The sequence below is a fragment of the Sulfuricurvum sp. genome (assembly GCF_030691015.1).
Classification (GTDB): domain Bacteria; phylum Campylobacterota; class Campylobacteria; order Campylobacterales; family Sulfurimonadaceae; genus Sulfuricurvum.
Genome location: NZ_JAUYFF010000011.1, coordinates 44,015 through 60,932 on the forward strand (window position 1 = coordinate 44,015; position 16,918 = coordinate 60,932).

14 protein-coding genes are annotated in these 16,918 nt (G+C 41.3%); 13 read left to right on the forward strand and 1 reads right to left on the reverse strand.

Going from position 1 to position 16,918, the window contains the following annotated elements; translation table 11 throughout:
• Positions 1-126 precede the first annotated feature (126 nt).
• The 8 genes from Q8O20_RS08845 to Q8O20_RS08880 all read left to right on the forward strand — a co-directional run bounded on the left by Q8O20_RS08845 (position 127) and on the right by Q8O20_RS08880 (position 9,614).
• Positions 127-432 (forward strand): CU044_2847 family protein, encoded by a 306-nt coding sequence (locus tag Q8O20_RS08845; RefSeq protein WP_305530856.1) that lies wholly within the window; start codon positions 127-129, stop codon positions 430-432.
• Positions 425-3,112, forward strand: a complete 2,688-nt coding sequence (locus tag Q8O20_RS08850) for a serine protease (protein WP_305530857.1) — start codon at positions 425-427, stop codon at positions 3,110-3,112. Before Q8O20_RS08845 ends, Q8O20_RS08850 begins: the two co-directional genes overlap by 8 nt.
• Before the next feature lie 222 nt (positions 3,113-3,334).
• Positions 3,335-5,236: a flagellar assembly protein A gene (locus Q8O20_RS08855; RefSeq protein WP_305530858.1), complete on the forward strand. Its 1,902-nt coding sequence runs from the start codon at positions 3,335-3,337 to the stop codon at positions 5,234-5,236.
• Positions 5,233-5,796 carry a Holliday junction branch migration protein RuvA gene (ruvA, locus tag Q8O20_RS08860; protein ID WP_304743307.1) on the forward strand — a complete coding sequence of 188 codons (564 nt, stop codon included), beginning with the start codon at positions 5,233-5,235 and terminating at the stop codon, positions 5,794-5,796. Before Q8O20_RS08855 ends, ruvA begins: the two co-directional genes overlap by 4 nt.
• A 10-nt stretch (positions 5,797-5,806) precedes the next feature.
• The gene (locus Q8O20_RS08865) at positions 5,807-6,844 is read left to right on the forward strand and encodes a D-alanine--D-alanine ligase (RefSeq protein ID WP_305530859.1); all 1,038 of its coding nucleotides are present in this window, start codon (positions 5,807-5,809) and stop codon (positions 6,842-6,844) included.
• 2 nt (positions 6,845-6,846) lie between these two features.
• Positions 6,847-7,581: an alpha/beta fold hydrolase gene (locus tag Q8O20_RS08870; protein ID WP_305530860.1), complete on the forward strand. Its 735-nt coding sequence runs from the start codon at positions 6,847-6,849 to the stop codon at positions 7,579-7,581.
• 9 nt (positions 7,582-7,590) lie between these two features.
• Positions 7,591-9,030 carry a UDP-N-acetylmuramoyl-tripeptide--D-alanyl-D-alanine ligase gene (locus tag Q8O20_RS08875; protein ID WP_305530861.1) on the forward strand — a complete coding sequence of 480 codons (1,440 nt, stop codon included), beginning with the start codon at positions 7,591-7,593 and terminating at the stop codon, positions 9,028-9,030.
• A gap of 86 nt (positions 9,031-9,116) precedes the next feature.
• Positions 9,117-9,614, forward strand: coding sequence for an HIT domain-containing protein (locus Q8O20_RS08880; RefSeq protein ID WP_305530862.1), 498 nt, complete (start codon positions 9,117-9,119; stop codon positions 9,612-9,614).
• Between the two features lie 32 nt (positions 9,615-9,646).
• On the opposite strand, the gene Q8O20_RS08885 is transcribed toward Q8O20_RS08880, so the two are convergent.
• Positions 9,647-10,282: an OmpA family protein gene (locus Q8O20_RS08885; RefSeq protein ID WP_305530863.1), complete on the reverse strand. Its 636-nt coding sequence runs from the start codon at positions 10,280-10,282 to the stop codon at positions 9,647-9,649.
• Positions 10,283-10,524: 242 nt separating this feature from the next.
• On the opposite strand from Q8O20_RS08885, the gene Q8O20_RS08890 reads away from it, so the two are divergent.
• The 5 genes from Q8O20_RS08890 to Q8O20_RS08910 all read left to right on the forward strand — a co-directional run.
• Positions 10,525-11,943, forward strand: a complete 1,419-nt coding sequence (locus Q8O20_RS08890; RefSeq protein WP_305530864.1) for a TolC family outer membrane protein — start codon at positions 10,525-10,527, stop codon at positions 11,941-11,943.
• Complete coding sequence (locus tag Q8O20_RS08895; protein ID WP_305530865.1) at positions 11,940-14,120, forward strand: type I secretion system permease/ATPase; 2,181 nt, start codon at positions 11,940-11,942, stop codon at positions 14,118-14,120. Before Q8O20_RS08890 ends, Q8O20_RS08895 begins: the two co-directional genes overlap by 4 nt.
• The gene (locus tag Q8O20_RS08900; protein ID WP_305530866.1) at positions 14,117-15,457 is read left to right on the forward strand and encodes an HlyD family type I secretion periplasmic adaptor subunit; all 1,341 of its coding nucleotides are present in this window, start codon (positions 14,117-14,119) and stop codon (positions 15,455-15,457) included. Before Q8O20_RS08895 ends, Q8O20_RS08900 begins: the two co-directional genes overlap by 4 nt.
• Positions 15,458-16,048: a LuxR C-terminal-related transcriptional regulator gene (locus Q8O20_RS08905; protein WP_305530867.1), complete on the forward strand. Its 591-nt coding sequence runs from the start codon at positions 15,458-15,460 to the stop codon at positions 16,046-16,048.
• A 194-nt stretch (positions 16,049-16,242) separates the two neighbouring features.
• Positions 16,243-16,918, forward strand: a 676-nt coding sequence (locus Q8O20_RS08910; protein WP_305530868.1) for a hypothetical protein, incomplete at its 3' end; no start/stop codon positions are given.

A 16,918-nucleotide genomic window follows, 5' to 3' on the forward strand; every position in this document is an offset into this window, starting at 1 on the left:
ATGTGAATAGTCTAATCAAATTATTGGTAAAAATTCGATGTATTTTTAAAAAAATTATTAAATTTAAATTTTTATATATATAATGTTTTTTTTCGATGATTTTTATCAATATAAAAAAGGATAATTATGACTAAAATTATAAAATTCACTGATGGACTCGATGTTGAGATTGAAATCAATGAAAATCAAGCGCATGAAATTGCTGATCATTCTGTCATCAATGCATCAATAGATCAAGTTCAAACTTTTTTAAAAAAAGTAATGCAACCTTTTAGTAATACATACAAAGAGCTAAGTAAAGATATGAATATTGACTCTACCAAAATATCTATAGGTGTAAAAGTTGGGATAGAGGGGAATTTTATTTTGGCTAAAAGTAGTGCTGAGGCAAATATTCAAGTTGAAATGACATTGAGACCAATCAATGCTTAATTCTGTTTTTTTAATTTCTGGTCCTGATCAACGCTGTATAGGCACAGGTTTCGTAATTGATCAAAACGATGACGGTGTTTTTGTTGCAACATGTGGTCATGTAATAAATAATTGTACACAGGGAGTTTATGTCGAGAATTATCTAGCTGAAATTATTCTCAATAAATACGATGATGGACTAGATTTAGGAGTTTTATTTGTTAAAGGGCTGCAACAGACTCCTTTCTTACTTTCCGAAGAGTCAGATACTCAAAAAGTCAAAGTAATAGGCTATTCTCGATTTATGGATAAATCTAAGAAGGAAACTATTTATAATATTCCGATTAAAACTGATGTTCAAATAATTACAAATAGCTTTACAGTCAATACAATTAAATTAAGTCCAAAAGAACCAATTATAAGCGGATACAGTGGTTCTCCAGTTGTATGTGAAGATACAGAAAAGGTCATTGGAATTGTTGCAATACAAGAGGGAAAAGAAACAAATTATGCGATTGGTATCAAACATCTTTTAGAAGTTTTTTCTGTAAAGCAGTCACATTTGAATACTGAAAAAACAGTAAGCTCAAAAAAAAGGCTGAGCACTCAGTTAGACTCAACAAAATACGCTGTAGTGACTAACTTATTTAAAACTAATCTTGATGTTGCATTAAAGTCATTTTCAACGCAACCAACAATCTGGATTGAGCCTAGATTACATACAATAGAGGAAGAATCCAATAATGCAGTGGATGAGGATACAAAGGTAGATATTAAAAATATATTGAATAATCCAAAATCTTATGTAATTAAATCACGTCAGCAATATGGGTTAACTTCGTTATCTCATTACCTAATATATGAAGCATGGACGAATCCTAAACCATCTTTTTGGTTGTATTTAGATTCTAATGAGTTAAAACCTCATAGGTCAGAAGTCCAAAAGCTTGTTAATAAAAAGCTGATGGCACTAAATCTTACGATTGAAGATGTTGAATGTGTTATTTTAGATGAATTTTCTAGTAATCTTGAAAATGCAAATGAAATATTAAATAAAACAAGTGATTATTTTGAAAACATACCCCTCATTGTGATGTTGACACATGTTGATAATCCCTTATTAAATGAATCAATTACAACACCTTCTAATAGAAATTTTACTGTGTTAAATCTGTGGGCATTACCAAGGTCTGATATTCGTGAAGTAATAAATAAGTACAACGAGAGAAGGTATATTGGTGATGAAAACAAAATTTTAACAAGAATCGTCTCTGACTTAGATGTTTTAAATATACCGAGAACCCCTCTTAATTGTATTACGATACTAAAGATTTATGAAATAGATTTTGATGATAGCCCAGTAAATCGCACAGAAATGATAAAAAGAGTTTTATTTCTTTTGTTTAATATTGATGATATTCCAAAGTATAAAACTAGACCTGACTTAAAAGACACAGAATTTGTTCTAGGGTATTTTTGTGAACAATTACTAATTGAAAACTCAGTTTATTTCACGAGAGAGGTTTTTTTGAGTAAGTTAGATAATTTTTGTTCTGCAAGTGAAATTGATCTTGATATACATGTGATTTTCGATGTATTGTACGAAAATAATATTATTGTCTCAAGAGGAAATCGATTCTGTTTTAGGTTTACATATTGGATTTATTATTTTGCAGCTCATCGAATGCATCATAGTCCTGATTTTGCTAAATTTATTCTTGAAAACATGCGTTATGCTTCTTATCCAGAATTAATAGAGTTTTATACTGGTATTGACCGAAGACGAGATGATGCAATACATACACTTACAAGCGATATTCAAAAAACTCGCCTACTCGTAGAAAGTAAATGTGCTTTTCCAACAAGTTTTAATATATATGATATTGCACAATGGAAACCCTCAGATGATTCAGTTGAAAAAATGCATGAAGAAGTTACTGATACTGTATTGAACTCAAAATTACCTGACATCATAAAAGATGAATTTGCAGATCAGTCCTATTGTAGAACTCGTCCATTACATCAAGAAATTCATACAATCCTTGAAGAATATTCATTTTTGCGTTTGATGAAAGGTATAAAAGCAGGTGCTAAGGCATTGAGAAATAGTGACTATTCTGATCCTATAATTCGACATGCATTATTAGAAGAAATTTTACTTAGTTGGGAACAAATAACAAAAATCTTAGTTGCATTATCACCTATTCTATCTAAAGATGGATACGCTACATTAGAAGGTGCTACTTTTGTATTGGATGGTAATTTTAGTGGTTCAAAAGAAGAAAAATTTAATCAAATTGTTCAGTTATTGCCAAGTAATGTGGTCAATTGGTATAAGGATGATTTATTTTCAAAAAAAATGGGTTCTTTATTGTATAAGCATATTGAAAAAAAGCCAAATAGCTTTATGCAACATACATTGAATCTCTTAATCGCCAATAAGAGACCAAAAAACTGGGATAAACATATAGAAAGCTATATAGAAAATGAAAATAAGAATTCGTTTTACTTACTTGATATATATAACCAATTACGAGCAGAATATAAATTTAGTTTTGCATCAGATAGTGAATTAAAATCTATTGAAAGATTAATGAAAATGACAGTTGCTAAACATCAATTAGGGATGAAAAAGCCTAGTATGACAATTATCAAAAAAGTTTCTGATGATATTCTACCTACTCGACATATTGATTTATAAATAAAAGAAAAGTGGACAGGCTACTTTAATACTTTCCCCGTTCGTGGTGAGCTCAAGGAAACATCGCTTCGCGAGCGGTACCCTTGTTTTGTCGAACCATGAACTTGATTATAAGAACCCTTCGACAGGCTCAGGGCGAACGGAAATTCAGACATAAAATAAATTTTACGCAATTTTAACCGATATGTGATTAAAATAGGGGCAATTACAAAGGATAGAAAGATGGGGTTGCTTAGTAAAGACGGTGAAACTGTGACAACTGTAGCGTCGATAACGCCGATAATTGTACGTACTTCGAACGTAGCCAAAGAGCTTTTACAAGTTTCACTTACCTATAAAGTCCCCGTCAATTCCCTTGACTTCCATCTTCTCGGTACTCAGACCTTTACGAAATCATCCGTAGAAGGATCAGGAGAGGATTGGGTAGAACTTACTTCCGATGAGGTGAAAGATCTCAAAGAAGATGATTTCTTAAACCCGAAATTTGAACTCAAACAAGTCCATGAAATCGAAATTTACTCTATTACCGAATCTAACCCGCTGGAATCGATTGATATGTCAATCGGTGGAAATGCGACGCTGTGCAAAATTTATTTGACCATCAAAGCGGGAAGTGTCGCACATTATTACGAAACGTTTCAAGAAGATTTTGTCCATTTGATAAACAAAAAGAAGCTTCGAGCCAACCTGATGATCGGGGTATTCGACTCGGTGATGGTTCAAAATTTCGGAGAACTTTTAGCTAAAATCCGTGTTCAGGGGACGTATCGTTTTGAGACGCAGGAACGCTATCTCGTAGCGCAAGGGTATGAGCCGATAGAGACGGTGAATGATAAATTGATTCTCCATTATGAAAGCAAGCGTCAAAATATGGACGAGCACGGAAGGGTTGATTACGCAAAACGCGGGTATGTGATGAGTGCGGTTAAAGATGAGTTACTCATCGAATATATCAAGGCAAAACGTGGGGAAAACGGGAGAAATTGTCGGGGAGAATTTATCCTACCTAAAGAACCGATCATAAAATTTGAACCTACCTTTACCACCGGAGAGAAAATCACGGTGATTGATACCCCAAAAAGCATTGAATACCGAGCCGGAGCAGGGGGGTACGTCACCTTCGAGGGTGGAGTTTATAATATCAATACCGAAGTCGAAGTGACGGAGATCAGTTTTAAAACGACGGGTTCGATTGATACCCAGCTCGATGCCGATGTCTCCATCAACGTTAAAGAGAAAGATTCGATGAAAGATGCGATCGGGCAGGGGATGGAGGTGACGGTTCACTCCATTAATATCGAAGGTAACGTCGGTCCTAATGCTAAAGTAACCGCGAAAAAAGCGACGGTTGACGGGCAAGTGCACCAAAGTGCCATTATCCGTGCGGATGAGCTCACGATTAATGTCCATAAAGGGACGGCGTATGGCAAAGACGTTCATATCACCCGACTCGAACATGGGAGTGTCGAAGCCGATAAAGTGACGATTACCCAAGCGACGGGGGGAAAAATTCGTGCCCGTGAGATTATCATTGAAGTGCTGGGCTCTCACGTCAAAATGGCGGCTTCTCATCGGATAGAGATTCGTAAGATTGTAGGGGGGGAGAATCAATTGATTATTGATCCGATGATCAACGAATCGGATGAAAATCTCCATGAACGTTCCGATCAGATGGCTCAGGTTAAGAATTCGATCCGTGATATTAAAAAAGAGTTGGAAGGATATGAGCAAACGTGGCGGGAAAACACCCCTGCTATGGATGATTTAAAACGAAAACTGACCCATTATAAAGCAAACGGTATTAAAATGCCGATTGCATTTGTTCAGAAATATCAACAATATCAGCTGTTTCGAGAGAAACTTGAAGCGCTTCGAAATGAGCTAAAAAGCAAAGAAGATCAGTACGCGTGGCTGGCTGAAAAACATACGGCGCTTCAAGCAGGGATTTTTGAAGCACGTATTATCAATCATGATCGTTGGCACAATCACAATGAGATTATTTTTAAACTGATCGATCCCCACGTCGATGTCTTTTATATCCCCTCCGATAACTCCGAAGAGAGAGTGTTAGGGTTGTATCAAGATGAAGACGGTGCATTTTCAATTAAGGTTATGTCGCAATGATTATTGGATTAGAGGGAATTATTGAGTACAAAGAACCGACATCGGTTCATTTGAATGTCAACAGTGTCATTTACGAGGTATTTATCTCCTTGCATACGTACAGTTCAATCGGTTCGGAAAAGGCACGCTTGCATATTCACCATGTAATCCGTGAAGACGCTCAACAGCTGTACGGATTTGCCCACAAAAGTGAAAAAGTTCTCTTCGAGGGGATGCTAAAAATCAACGGAATCGGACCAAAAGCTGCCCTTGCTATCTGTTCGACCTTTACGCCGGAGCAGTTTGCGGGTATTATTTCATCTAAAGATGTCAATGCGTTGAAAAAAGTTCCGGGGATCGGACCTAAAAGTGCGGCACGGATTATGGTCGAATTGGCCGGTTTCGATGCCATTCTTTTAAATACGGCTCCATCGGCAAATTCTGCAACAATGGAAGCGATGATGGCGTTAGAGTCACTCGGATTCAAAAAAGAGCAGATTGCCAAGGCACTAAGCCACTCTATCGCAACCGACACGCCGACGCTGGTCAAAGAAGCGTTAAAACAACTTCAAAAACTTTAAAGGATACTCATTGAAATTAGCTATTTTATTCGGCGGAGCCAGTTATGAACACGAAATCAGCATTGTAAGTGCTATCACGGTCAAAGAAAAGCTAAGCCGTTTTGAACTCAGTTTTATTTTTTGCGATCAGGATCATAAATTTTATCTCATTGACGGTGCCAAAATGAAAGCGGTCACTTTTTCACGCGGAGAACACCGTAAGATGCCTCAAATTTTCCTTACCAACGGCGGATTTGAGCAACGGGGACTTTTCGGTTCAAAAAAACATGAGATGCCTGTTCTTAACCTGATCCACGGCGGAGACGGTGAAGACGGCTCAATCGCCTCACTGATGGATTTTTTCCATATCCCTTTCATCGGTCCTCGCAAAGAGGCATCGATGCTCAGTTTCGATAAACATTACACCAAATGGCTTGCCGCTTCACTCGGTGTCAAGACACTTCCGTATGAGATTTTACGTAAAGAAGATAAGAGAGTTATCGCCACAGCCTATCCGTTTATCGTAAAACCTGCCCGTTTGGGAAGCTCGATCGGTGTGAGTATCGTACGTGAAGCCTCAGAGCTTGATTACGCACTCGATGTCGCTTTTGAATTTGATAACGTCCTTTTGATCGAGCCGTTTATCGCGGGAGTCAAAGAGTACAATCTCGCAGGCTTCAGCGCACGCGGCGAGATGACCTACTCGATTGTCGAAGAGCCTCAAAAAGCGGAATTCCTCGATTTTGAGAAAAAATATCTCGATTTTTCCCGTTCGGGAAATGTTGAACATGCGGCGGTGAGCGATGCGTTGGTTGCACAGTTGCGCGAATCGTTCACTAAAATCTATTTGCCTCTGTTTGAAGGGGCATTGATCCGTTGCGATTTCTTCGAGATTGAGGGTGAAGTGTATCTCAACGAGGTCAACCCGATCCCGGGATCGATGGCGAATTATTTGTTTGAAGATTTTAGTGCTTCTATCCAAAAGCTTCTGGGTGCATTGCCCGATAAAAAAGCGATTCGGGTCAATTACGACTATATCCACTCTATTTCCCAAGCCAAAGGGAAATAAGCGTGGCAGTTAAATCGGTTCAATACAAACAGCACACCTTCTCTATCAGCTATGAGATTCTCAATCCTTCTGCCCATTACGATATCATTTTTTTGCATGGTTGGGGTTCTCATAAAAACTTGATGAAACATGCCTTCGGCGCCCATTTAAAACAATTTCGCCATATTTATATCGATATGCCGGGATTCGGAAACAGTACGTGTAATATGAGCCTTACGACCGAAGATTACGCCACGATTTTAGAGACGTTTATTTCGATGATCGAAGCCGATAAAATGATTGTTTTAGGACACTCATTCGGGGGGAAAGTAGCGACGCTGCTCAATCCTGATTTTTTGGTGTTGGTCGGATCTGCGGGGATTCTTGTCCCTAAACCGTTTACCGTACGGGCTAAAATCGCCCTCTTTAAACTGTTAAAATTCAGCGGACTCACCTCGTTACGCCGCTTTTTTGTCGCTCCCGATGCTCAGGGGTTGAGCCAGCCGATGTATGAGACCTTTAAACAGGTTGTAAATGAAGATTTTAGTGAGAAATTTTCTGCCTATAAGGGGAAAGCACTTTTGTGCTTCGGTCGCCAAGATACGGCGACACCGCTATGGACTGCCTATAAGATTGCGCAACTGATACCTGCATCAAACGTGGTTGAGTTTGACGGAGACCACTATTTCTTTTTGGAACAGAGTGCTTCGGTTGCCAAAGAGATTGAAAAGTCCGTTTTAAAAAGTTTAGAACACTAAGGGAAAAGTATGGAACTGATACCGATAGCCGCATTTTTAGCCAATATCATTTTTGTAATGGGATTGGGGTGGTATTTGATCACCAATCTCCAATGGTACGATTATCGGATCGAGAGGGTTGTTCTGCGTCACCATAAAACATGGTGGCATGTCGCGTATTTTATCGCTCCGTTTATCCTCTATTATGCTCTGTCGCGTTACAGCCTCTTTGTGGTAGCGCTCTACCTACCGCTTGTGTATCTGTGGCATGTCCGTCTGGACAAAAAAGTGGTTTTGACATGGCGGGTTAAACGCTTTTTGATTCTCCTTGTCTCGTTGACGTTGATGATCAATCTTTTGATAGCGTTCAAAGGGTGGGGAAACAGCTACAGTGTTATTTTCCCTCTTGTTCTGACTTACATTCTCTCATGGGGGATTGAGAAATTTTTATTTTTGGCCTATAAGCGCGAAGCCAAACGTAAAGTGGCTGCTATGAGCGATTTGACCATCATCTGTGTCACAGGAAGCTACGGAAAAACATCGATGAAAAACTTTATCGCGCAGGTATTGGGTCAAAAATTTAATGTTTACGCAACTCCTCGCAGTGTCAATACCCTCGGCGGTATTATCCGCGACGTGAACGAATCGCTTCCCGCCAATACCCAAGTCTATATCTGCGAAGCGGGAGCGCGTGAGATCGGCGATATCTATGCCATTGCACAGCTGCTCCATCCTCAGATCGTTGTTGTAGGTAAAGTAGGGCCTCAGCATCTGGAGTATTTTAAAACGCTTGAGCGCATTCAGCGTACCAAGCTAGAGATTATCCATTCCGATCGCTTGAAACGGGCGTTTATCCACACCTCTGTAACGGATGAGCCGCATGAGAAAGTGACCTTTTTCGGGGATGATATCCATAATCTTGAGGCGACGTTGGAGGGGATCGATTTTGATCTGAGCGTGAATGACGAGGAACGTCATTTTCACACCTCTGTTCTTGGCGGATTCCAGAGTATCAATATCAATGCGGCGATCTTGATCGCGCAGGAGATGGGGATGAGCGGCGATGAGATCGTGAACGCGGTAGCAAAACTCAAAAGTGTCGAACACCGCCTTGAGCGCCTCGATGCGGGGGGAAAAATCATCCTTGATGACGGTTATAACGGCAACATCGACGGAATGCTGGAAGGGGTACGGTTGTGTTCGCTTCACAACGGGCGAAAAGTGATCGTCACTCCGGGGCTTGTGGAGAGTACCGAAGCGCTTAATCGCGAGCTTATCAGTGCTATTAACGGTGTCTTTGATATTGCCATTATTACGGGTCAGCTTAATGCGGCGCAGTTTGATAAAGAGTTAAACGTTCCCAATAAAATCATGTTGAGTGATAAGTCACAGATGGTTAAAACGCTGGGTGAAGTGACCCGTGCGGGTGATATTATCCTCTTCGCCAATGATGCGCCGAACTTTATTTAGAACGATAAAGGAATAAAATCCCTTTATCTACGCTTGCCGCTATGGCACTGAAGCTTGCCTCATTCGAGGCAGATTGGAGATAGCTGATGGAAAATATTTTATACGCTCCGTGGCGAACCGAATATGTCAGCGGTGAAAAGGGTGAGGGGTGTGTATTTTGTCACATCACGGAGCATCCTGATTTGGATGAAGCGCAACACGTTCTTTACCGTGACGAACGTTGCTTTATCGTAATGAACCGCTACCCTTATACCCCCGGACATTTTATGATTATTCCCCACCATCATACCGATGCCCTCGAAGCACTCGATCCGCAAACGTGGCTCCATATGAGCGCCTTGGCTCAGAGAGGGGTGCGTCTTCTCAAAGAGGGTTTCGGCGCACACGGTGTCAATATCGGGATGAATTTGGGGCGTGCCGGAGGTGCGGGAATCGCCGAGCATATCCATTTGCATTTGGTTCCCAGATGGGAGAGAGATACCAATTTCATCACTTCGATTGGTGAAACACGGGTCTACTCGACCGATTTTGAAAGAATTTATACGAAGTTAAAAGAACAAACAGAAAACTATTTTGGAAAATGATCCCCTTTCGGGGGAATCAAGAGTGCGAAAAATTAGCGGATGAGGATCTGTATACGACGATTTTGTGCTCGTCCCTCAGGCGTTTTGTTGGATACGATCGGTTCACTTGAACCTTTACCGGAGATTTTGATACGATCAGACGCAATAGAGTTTTGAATCAGACGTGATCCGAGTGCGTTGGCTCGGTTTTCTGAGAGCGTTTGATTTTTAGCTTTTGCTCCACTGCTGTCGGTATGACCGATAATACTCATCGTAGCGGCGGGATTTTCCTCCATAAATTTAGTTAAAGTAGCAATATCCGATTCCGCCGATGCGGGAAGTATGCTTGAGTTACTGGCAAAATTCAAATGAAGGGTCACACTGCTCGGGCACCCTTTGGTATCAACTTTATACCCCTTAGGGGTATCAGGACACTGATCGTTTGAGTCGACTATTCCATCGTTGTCCCTGTCGCTCTCTTTTTGTATCATCGGTGGAGGCGGAGGTGAGGTAATTTCAACTTTAGGTTCGGGGATAATAACCGGTGTTGGAGCCGTTTTTTTTTCGGAGCAGGCATCAGGGTGAGTAGGGGCAAAGTAGGTGACATTCGACTCACCGTATAACGATTGCATGCTCATCGTTAAAAGGAGCATAGTGAAGGTGGCTTTTGCGCGAAAACATACATTCATTAAATTTTTTTCCTTCTTGAAAGCGAATAATGTTATTCTAACATATAAACAGATATTAAAAATATGAAATAGAAATAAATCCCGTTAAACAGGGAAGAATTAGATATTTTTGTGATAACTTTTCGGCTATAATTCACTATTGCTAGGATTAGAAGAAGTAATATACTTCATAATTGATAATTTTTATTGTCTAAATTAGTTATAATTAAGTATGTTAACTGCAAAAGAGTGGGAGCTATTTTATGTTCAATCGTAGAATTTTATTTTCAAAAGCAGCGGTAATGATCTCGTTGTGTGCTGCTTCAACCTTAAATGCTTTGAGTTTAAGAGAAGGGGTGGATGAAGTCCTCTCAACCCATCCGGTAGTATTAGAACGGTTGCATAATTACCGTGCAACGTTGGAAGATTTGCGTATAACCGAAGCGCAATATCTCCCGACCCTTGATTATAGCGCTTCAGTTGCCCGTGAGAAAACCAAATCACCGACGACACAAAATGTAAGCCGTTCATTAAGCAGTTATGAACACTCATTAGAGTTGACTCAAAATCTTTTCAACGGATTTGGAACGGTGTATGAAGCCGATTATCAAAAAGCCCGTATTTTAGCGGCATCCAATCACTACATCGAAAATGCAAACGATATTGCGTACAATTTTGTGAACATCTATATAAATGCCCTTAAAAATCGGGATTTGCTTTGTATTGCAAAAGCAAACGTACAGTTTAATGAAGAGATATACGATAAAGTAAATAAACTCTATACGGCGGGGATAACAACCCGCTCCGAATCTGAAAAAGCCGATACTTCCCTCTCCTTGGCAAAATCGAATTATGTCGTCGCTAAAAATAATTTGGATGATGCGATGTTTAATCTTGAACGGGTATTAGGGCGTCACGTGAATGCACAAGATCTTGAAGACGGGAGTTTTAGAGGTGTTCTCCCCTCTACGATTGAAGAGATGAAGGAGTATGCGCGCTCGCACAACCCTTCGGTTTTAGTCAGTGAGTACAACGTAAAAGCGGCATACGCTCAACGTGAAGCGTCCTATAAAAACTATTATCCTAAAATCGATGCGTTTGCACGTCAAAGTTGGGCGAATGATGTCGGGGGGATAGCAGGAGATGACGATCGAACGAAATTTGGGTTAACCTTGAGCTATAACCTCTATCGAGGCGGAGCCGATGAGTCTCAAGCACAGAAAAATTTGAGCAAAATGCATCAAGAGGGTGAAAACAAGCGTGAAACGGTGCGTAAGCTCGATGAACAGGGGGAACTCTCTTGGAGTGCGAAGACCTATATCTCTGAACAATTGGTTCATCTTAAACGGTATGAAGCTACCAGTGCCAAAACGCTTGAGCTGTATCAAAAAGAGTACGATTTAGGGCGTCGGACATTGTTGGACCTTTTGGTAGCTCAAAACGATTCGGTTGCGGCGCAATCGCAAATCGTTCGTGCTGAAAACGATCTCTTATTCGCACACTATCGTATTTTAGATGCAATGGGGTCGATGGTTCAAAATATTTTGGGCTCAACGGGGGAAGTGTATCCTCAAAAAGCGGGGTTACATTTTTTGGATAATACTCCGGATAATGATCAGCAGGTAGAAACGCTTATTTTTGCGGATCGGCAAGAGGGCTCTTATAAACGAGATTCAAAATGAGTGAAGAGTTAGAAGGTCGGATAGCAGACCCTGAGGGAGCAGCGTTCGGTGTTGATCCGCTATTGCAGTGTCTGGTCTTATTCACGCAGATTTATCATAATCCCTTTACTGCCGAAGCATTGATGGCAGGACTGCCTACGGCACCGTGGGGTGGGGCGCTTCGTCTTTATAGTCTCAAATCATCCAAAGGTCTTTTTGCCCGTGCCGCGAGTCGTGCCGGTTTGAAAAGTACGTTAGTTCATCGAAAACTCTCCGATATCTCTCCCTTGCAATTACCAATGATCCTCTTGCTTGACAACTCTCAAGCGTGTATTTTAGATTCGATATCTGAGGATCGAAAAACATATAAAATCATCCTTCCGGCGGAAGAGGCGATCGAAGAGAGTGTCCCTTTTGAGATGTTAAATCAAGAGTACGCAGGGTTCGCTTTTTTGATTAAAAAGCCGTTTGTCTACAATGAAAGTGATTCTCTGACACTCAATATCAAGCATAAACATTGGTTTTGGGATACGTTGAAACTCTCAAAAAATATTTACCGTGACGTTATTTATGCAACGGTGCTGGTGAATCTGTTTGTTTTAGCGAGTCCTCTTTTTACAATGAGTGTGTATGACCGTGTTATCCCCAACAATGCTACTGAGACATTATGGGTCTTTGCTATCGGGGTTTTGGTCGTCTATGTGCTGGATACGTTTTTAAAATTTACCCGAGCCATACTTTTAGAGAGTGCCGGTAAAAAAAGTGACATTATCATGTCATCGATGATTTTTGAAAAAGTACTTGATCTTAAAATGGCATCGCATCCCAAATCGGTCGGTTCATTTGCCAGTAATTTAAAAGATTTTGATTCTATACGCTCTTTTTTGACTAATTCTACCCTGACGGCGCTGGTTGATTTTCCGTTTGCGATCCTATTTCTATTGGTGATCGGATACATCGGCGGATGGATGGTTGTGGTTCCGCTTGTGATGATGTTCCTCATCTTGGGGTATGCTGTTTTTATGCGCCATCCTCTTCGCGAAAGTATCGAAGAGACCCATAAATCGTCTGCGGCCAAAAGCTCGATTTTAATCGAAGCGTTGCAAAACATCGAAACGCTAAAAACCCTCGGAACGACGGGACAGGTTCAATGGGCCTGGGAAGAGGCGACGGGCGAAATCGCCCAAAAAAGTTTGAAATCACGCCTCATTTCGACCTCTATCTCTACCGTAACCGGTTTTTTAACCCAATTGACGACCGTAGTATTGGTAATTGTGGGCGTTTATCTGATCGGTGAGCATGAGCTAACGATGGGGGGGCTGATCGCTATCATTATTATTGCGGGACGTACCGTTGCGCCGATGGGACAAGCGGCAGCATTGATCTCCAATTATTCAGACGCCAAGGCGGCATACGATGCCATTGAGGGGATAATCTCTCAGCCTTCCGAGCGTCCTCACGGAAAAAAATTCATCACCCGTCCTGAACTCAAAGGGGAGATAGAATTTAAAAATGTCAGTTTTTCGTATGATGAATCGGATCACAGTGCATTAAACAATGTCTCTTTCAAGATCAAACCGGGGGAAAAAGTAGCGATAATCGGTCGAATTGGATCGGGGAAAAGTACCATATCCAAGCTTTTGCTCCATCTTTATGAACCGAATGAAGGATCGATTTTACTCGATGGTATCGATATCAAACAAATTGATCCGGCGGATTTGCGCAAAAATATCTCCTATGTTTCTCAGGACATCACGCTGTTCAAAGGCTCTGCTAAAGATAACATAGCCTATCGCTCAACCCGTGCCAGTGATGAGCAGATGATCCGCGCTTCGGTGATTTCGGGAGCGGATGAGTTTATCCGTAAGCATCCAAAAGGGTATGAGATGCCTATCGGTGAACGGGGAATGGGACTCTCCGGCGGGCAGCGTCAAAGTATCGGAATCGCACGTGCGTTACTTGTTGAATCACCGATTGTCATTATGGATGAGCCGACAAATGCGATGGATCAGTTGAGCGAAAATCGTCTTATTACAAATCTCAAGAGTTATTTTGACGATAAGACTGTTGTTTTGATTACACAGAAAAATACGGTTTTACCGCTGATTGATCGAATTATTGTGATGAATGATGGGAAAATTTATCTTGACGGTGGGAGAGATGAAGTGATTGCTAAACTCTCAGGAGGTATAGCGTGAGCAAAGAAAAACGTCGTTTCTCATTTGATGCCAATGATTATCAGTTTATGCGCAGCCTCTCAGCCGCTGTGTTGGAAGATACTCCATCTCGCCTCCGTTCCGTCCTTTTATTCTGGATTGTAACGGTTCTTTTTATATTTTTATGGGCAGCCCTTGCGCCGATTGATGAGATTGTCAGGGGGGACGGTAAAGTTATCCCCGGCGGTGAGAATCAGATGATTCAGCATTTAGAGGGGGGGATACTCAGCGCTATTTTGGTCAAAGAGGGTCAGAAAGTAAATGCGGATGATGTCATGTTGAGAGTTGATAATATCAAATCCTCCTCAACCTATGAGAGTTCTCAATACAAATCGGCGGAGTTACGGGCAAAGATCGTCCGTTTACGTGCTGAAACAACGGGAACTGCTTTTGCCCCGAGTGCGGAGGATTTGGCAAAAATTCCATTGCAAATCATGCAAGAACGTAGTGTTTTTATGTCAAATCAGGAGCGGCTCCGTTCTCAAATCTCGGCATTAAGTGATCAATATGCGCAAAAACAAAATGACAAGATTGAAGCGCAGGGACGTATTGCCGAGCAAAAGCGCTCACTTGCGCTTATTAGAGAAGAGGTCGGTATTTCTGAACCGTTAGTGGCTCAGGGAATTAAGCCGCGTGTAGAATTTTTAAAGCTTCAGCGAGAACTGAGTGATGTAACGGAGCGCTACAACGCGTTATTGGCATCGATTCCAAGGCTCAGTGCCGCTATGAATGAGATGAGCAGTAAAATCCGTGAAGTGCGATCCGAATTTACGATGAAAGCACAGATGGAGTTGAATGAAGCCGAGACGGAGTACAAGAGAATCGGTGCTGAGAGTTCGGCATTAGCCGATCAGGTTACCCGTACCGTGATCAAATCACCGATTAACGGTATTGTCCAAAAACTCTATGTGAACACGGTAGGGGGTGTTATCAAACCGGGTGATAATTTGATCGAGATCGTCCCAACCGAGGGGGGATTGCTTGTCGAAGCAAAAGTAAAACCCGCTGATATCGCATTTATTTATCCTGGAGAAGACGCGATTGTAAAAGTAACGGCATACGATTATTCGTTATACGGCTCACTCCATGGTAAAGTAGTCACTATCAGCCCCGATACGGTAACCGATAAAAACGATGATGTCTATTACGTCGTCAAAGTGCAAACGGATAAAAAATATCTCGGCACCAAAGAGAAACCGCTTAAAATTATTCCGGGTATGATGGTCAATGTTGATATTATTACCGGTAAAAAAACCGTTTTGGAATACATCTTAAAACCGATTTTAAAAGCCAAACAGTATACGTTTACGGAGCGCTAAGTGAAATTATACTTGCTTTGCGATGAGAGTGGATTATGTGAGCGGTGGTCGAGTGGCTTGAGCGCAATGGAGCCGACTGTATTAACCAGTTTTTTGTCAGATAGTGAGTATAACGCTATTATTTTTATCACGGATACGATGATCGCCCCTTTAAGTGATACAGTAATCAAAAATCTTTTTTTGAATCGGGTGATGGTTTTTTCTATGACCCCTGATTTTTCTAAAGCACAAAACTTTTTACAATTGGGAGCTATGGGGTATGGCAATGCTATGATGCATGAATCTCATTTGCACTCCGCCTATCAAGCCCTCGAAGAGGGAAAAGTTTGGCTTCACCCCGATTTTATCACGTTGATGATCTCGCAGATTCGGGATCAAAAAAGCTCAAAAGAAAAATCGTTGGCGGTACTGGATATTTTGAGTCATCGGGAACGCGAAGTTGCCCTGATGTTGGGTGACGGAGCTACCCACCAAGAAATTGCTGATGCATTGGATATCACCGTTCGCACGGTCAAAGCACATGCAAGTGCCATCTATCAAAAACTCTCGCTTAAAGATCGTCTTGCTCTCTCTCTTCTCCTTCACAGCTGATATAATCTTTCTAGATCTTCCGCATTTATGCGGAAAGCTTTAGGGGATTGCAAAGGACAATTTTGTCCTTGCCATACAAATTGGCTTTGCTGATTTTTGTGTTTAACATCAAATAGTACCTAAGTACAATAGATTTCATTTTTTATATGAGTTAAAATGTAAAATATAAAATTTTCTCATTTTAGGGGATCGCTATGGCACGAGTAATCGGATACGTAAAATCGTTAGAGCAAGGTACTTTTTTTGTCAAAGATGCTAAAGGGAGTGTTCGACAGTTAAAAGTCGGCGAAGCGATCCATGAAGGTGAATTGGTTTACGGTGCACCTACGAACCCTAAAAATGCTCAGATTATTATCGATGTAACGTTATCAGGGATGGGTGATCTTGTTATTGCCGGTAACGGAGTCTTAAACTTTGATACCTCGCTTCTCAAAGGTATATTCGCCCACGAAGATGCCGTTGTTTATCTTGATTCTATTAAAGATGCGTTAGCTTTCAATGCCTTAAATGCTGATATAGATGCCACTACAACGGAAGCGGGGGATGAAACGGCAGCAGGGGAAGCGATTACGGATCAAGAACGGCCTGGAAGTGATGTCTTCTTTGATCGTACGGGATTGGTCGGGGATGTGGCTACATTATTGAACACTATAGGTGCTAATGCACCTCAAGCTACGAGTGATACAGCAGTCTTTCGTCCGGTGGTTATAGAAGATGTAGTTGATTCTCCTATAGTCGATACGACCCTCGTCAGCGCAACGATCACCCTTGAGCAAAACATCACGGCGGATGACATCATCGATGCGACCGAAGCGGGACAAAACATCCCTGTAGAGGGAACAGTGGGCGGCGATGTGGCCGATGGCGACA

What these genes read in the sequence shown, in the direction of transcription:
- Q8O20_RS08845 (WP_305530856.1), top strand. Translation starts at nt 127, where the DNA reads ATGACTAAAATTATAAAATTCACTGATGGACTCGATGTTGAGATTGAA.
- Q8O20_RS08850 (WP_305530857.1), top strand. Translation starts at nt 425, where the DNA reads ATGCTTAATTCTGTTTTTTTAATTTCTGGTCCTGATCAACGCTGTATA.
- Q8O20_RS08855 (WP_305530858.1), top strand. Translation starts at nt 3,335, where the DNA reads ATGGGGTTGCTTAGTAAAGACGGTGAAACTGTGACAACTGTAGCGTCG.
- ruvA (WP_304743307.1), top strand. Translation starts at nt 5,233, where the DNA reads ATGATTATTGGATTAGAGGGAATTATTGAGTACAAAGAACCGACATCG.
- Q8O20_RS08875 (WP_305530861.1), top strand. Translation starts at nt 7,591, where the DNA reads ATGGAACTGATACCGATAGCCGCATTTTTAGCCAATATCATTTTTGTA.
- Q8O20_RS08880 (WP_305530862.1), top strand. Translation starts at nt 9,117, where the DNA reads ATGGAAAATATTTTATACGCTCCGTGGCGAACCGAATATGTCAGCGGT.
- Q8O20_RS08885 (WP_305530863.1), bottom strand. Translation starts at nt 10,282, where the DNA reads ATGAATGTATGTTTTCGCGCAAAAGCCACCTTCACTATGCTCCTTTTA.
- Q8O20_RS08890 (WP_305530864.1), top strand. Translation starts at nt 10,525, where the DNA reads ATGTTCAATCGTAGAATTTTATTTTCAAAAGCAGCGGTAATGATCTCG.
- Q8O20_RS08895 (WP_305530865.1), top strand. Translation starts at nt 11,940, where the DNA reads ATGAGTGAAGAGTTAGAAGGTCGGATAGCAGACCCTGAGGGAGCAGCG.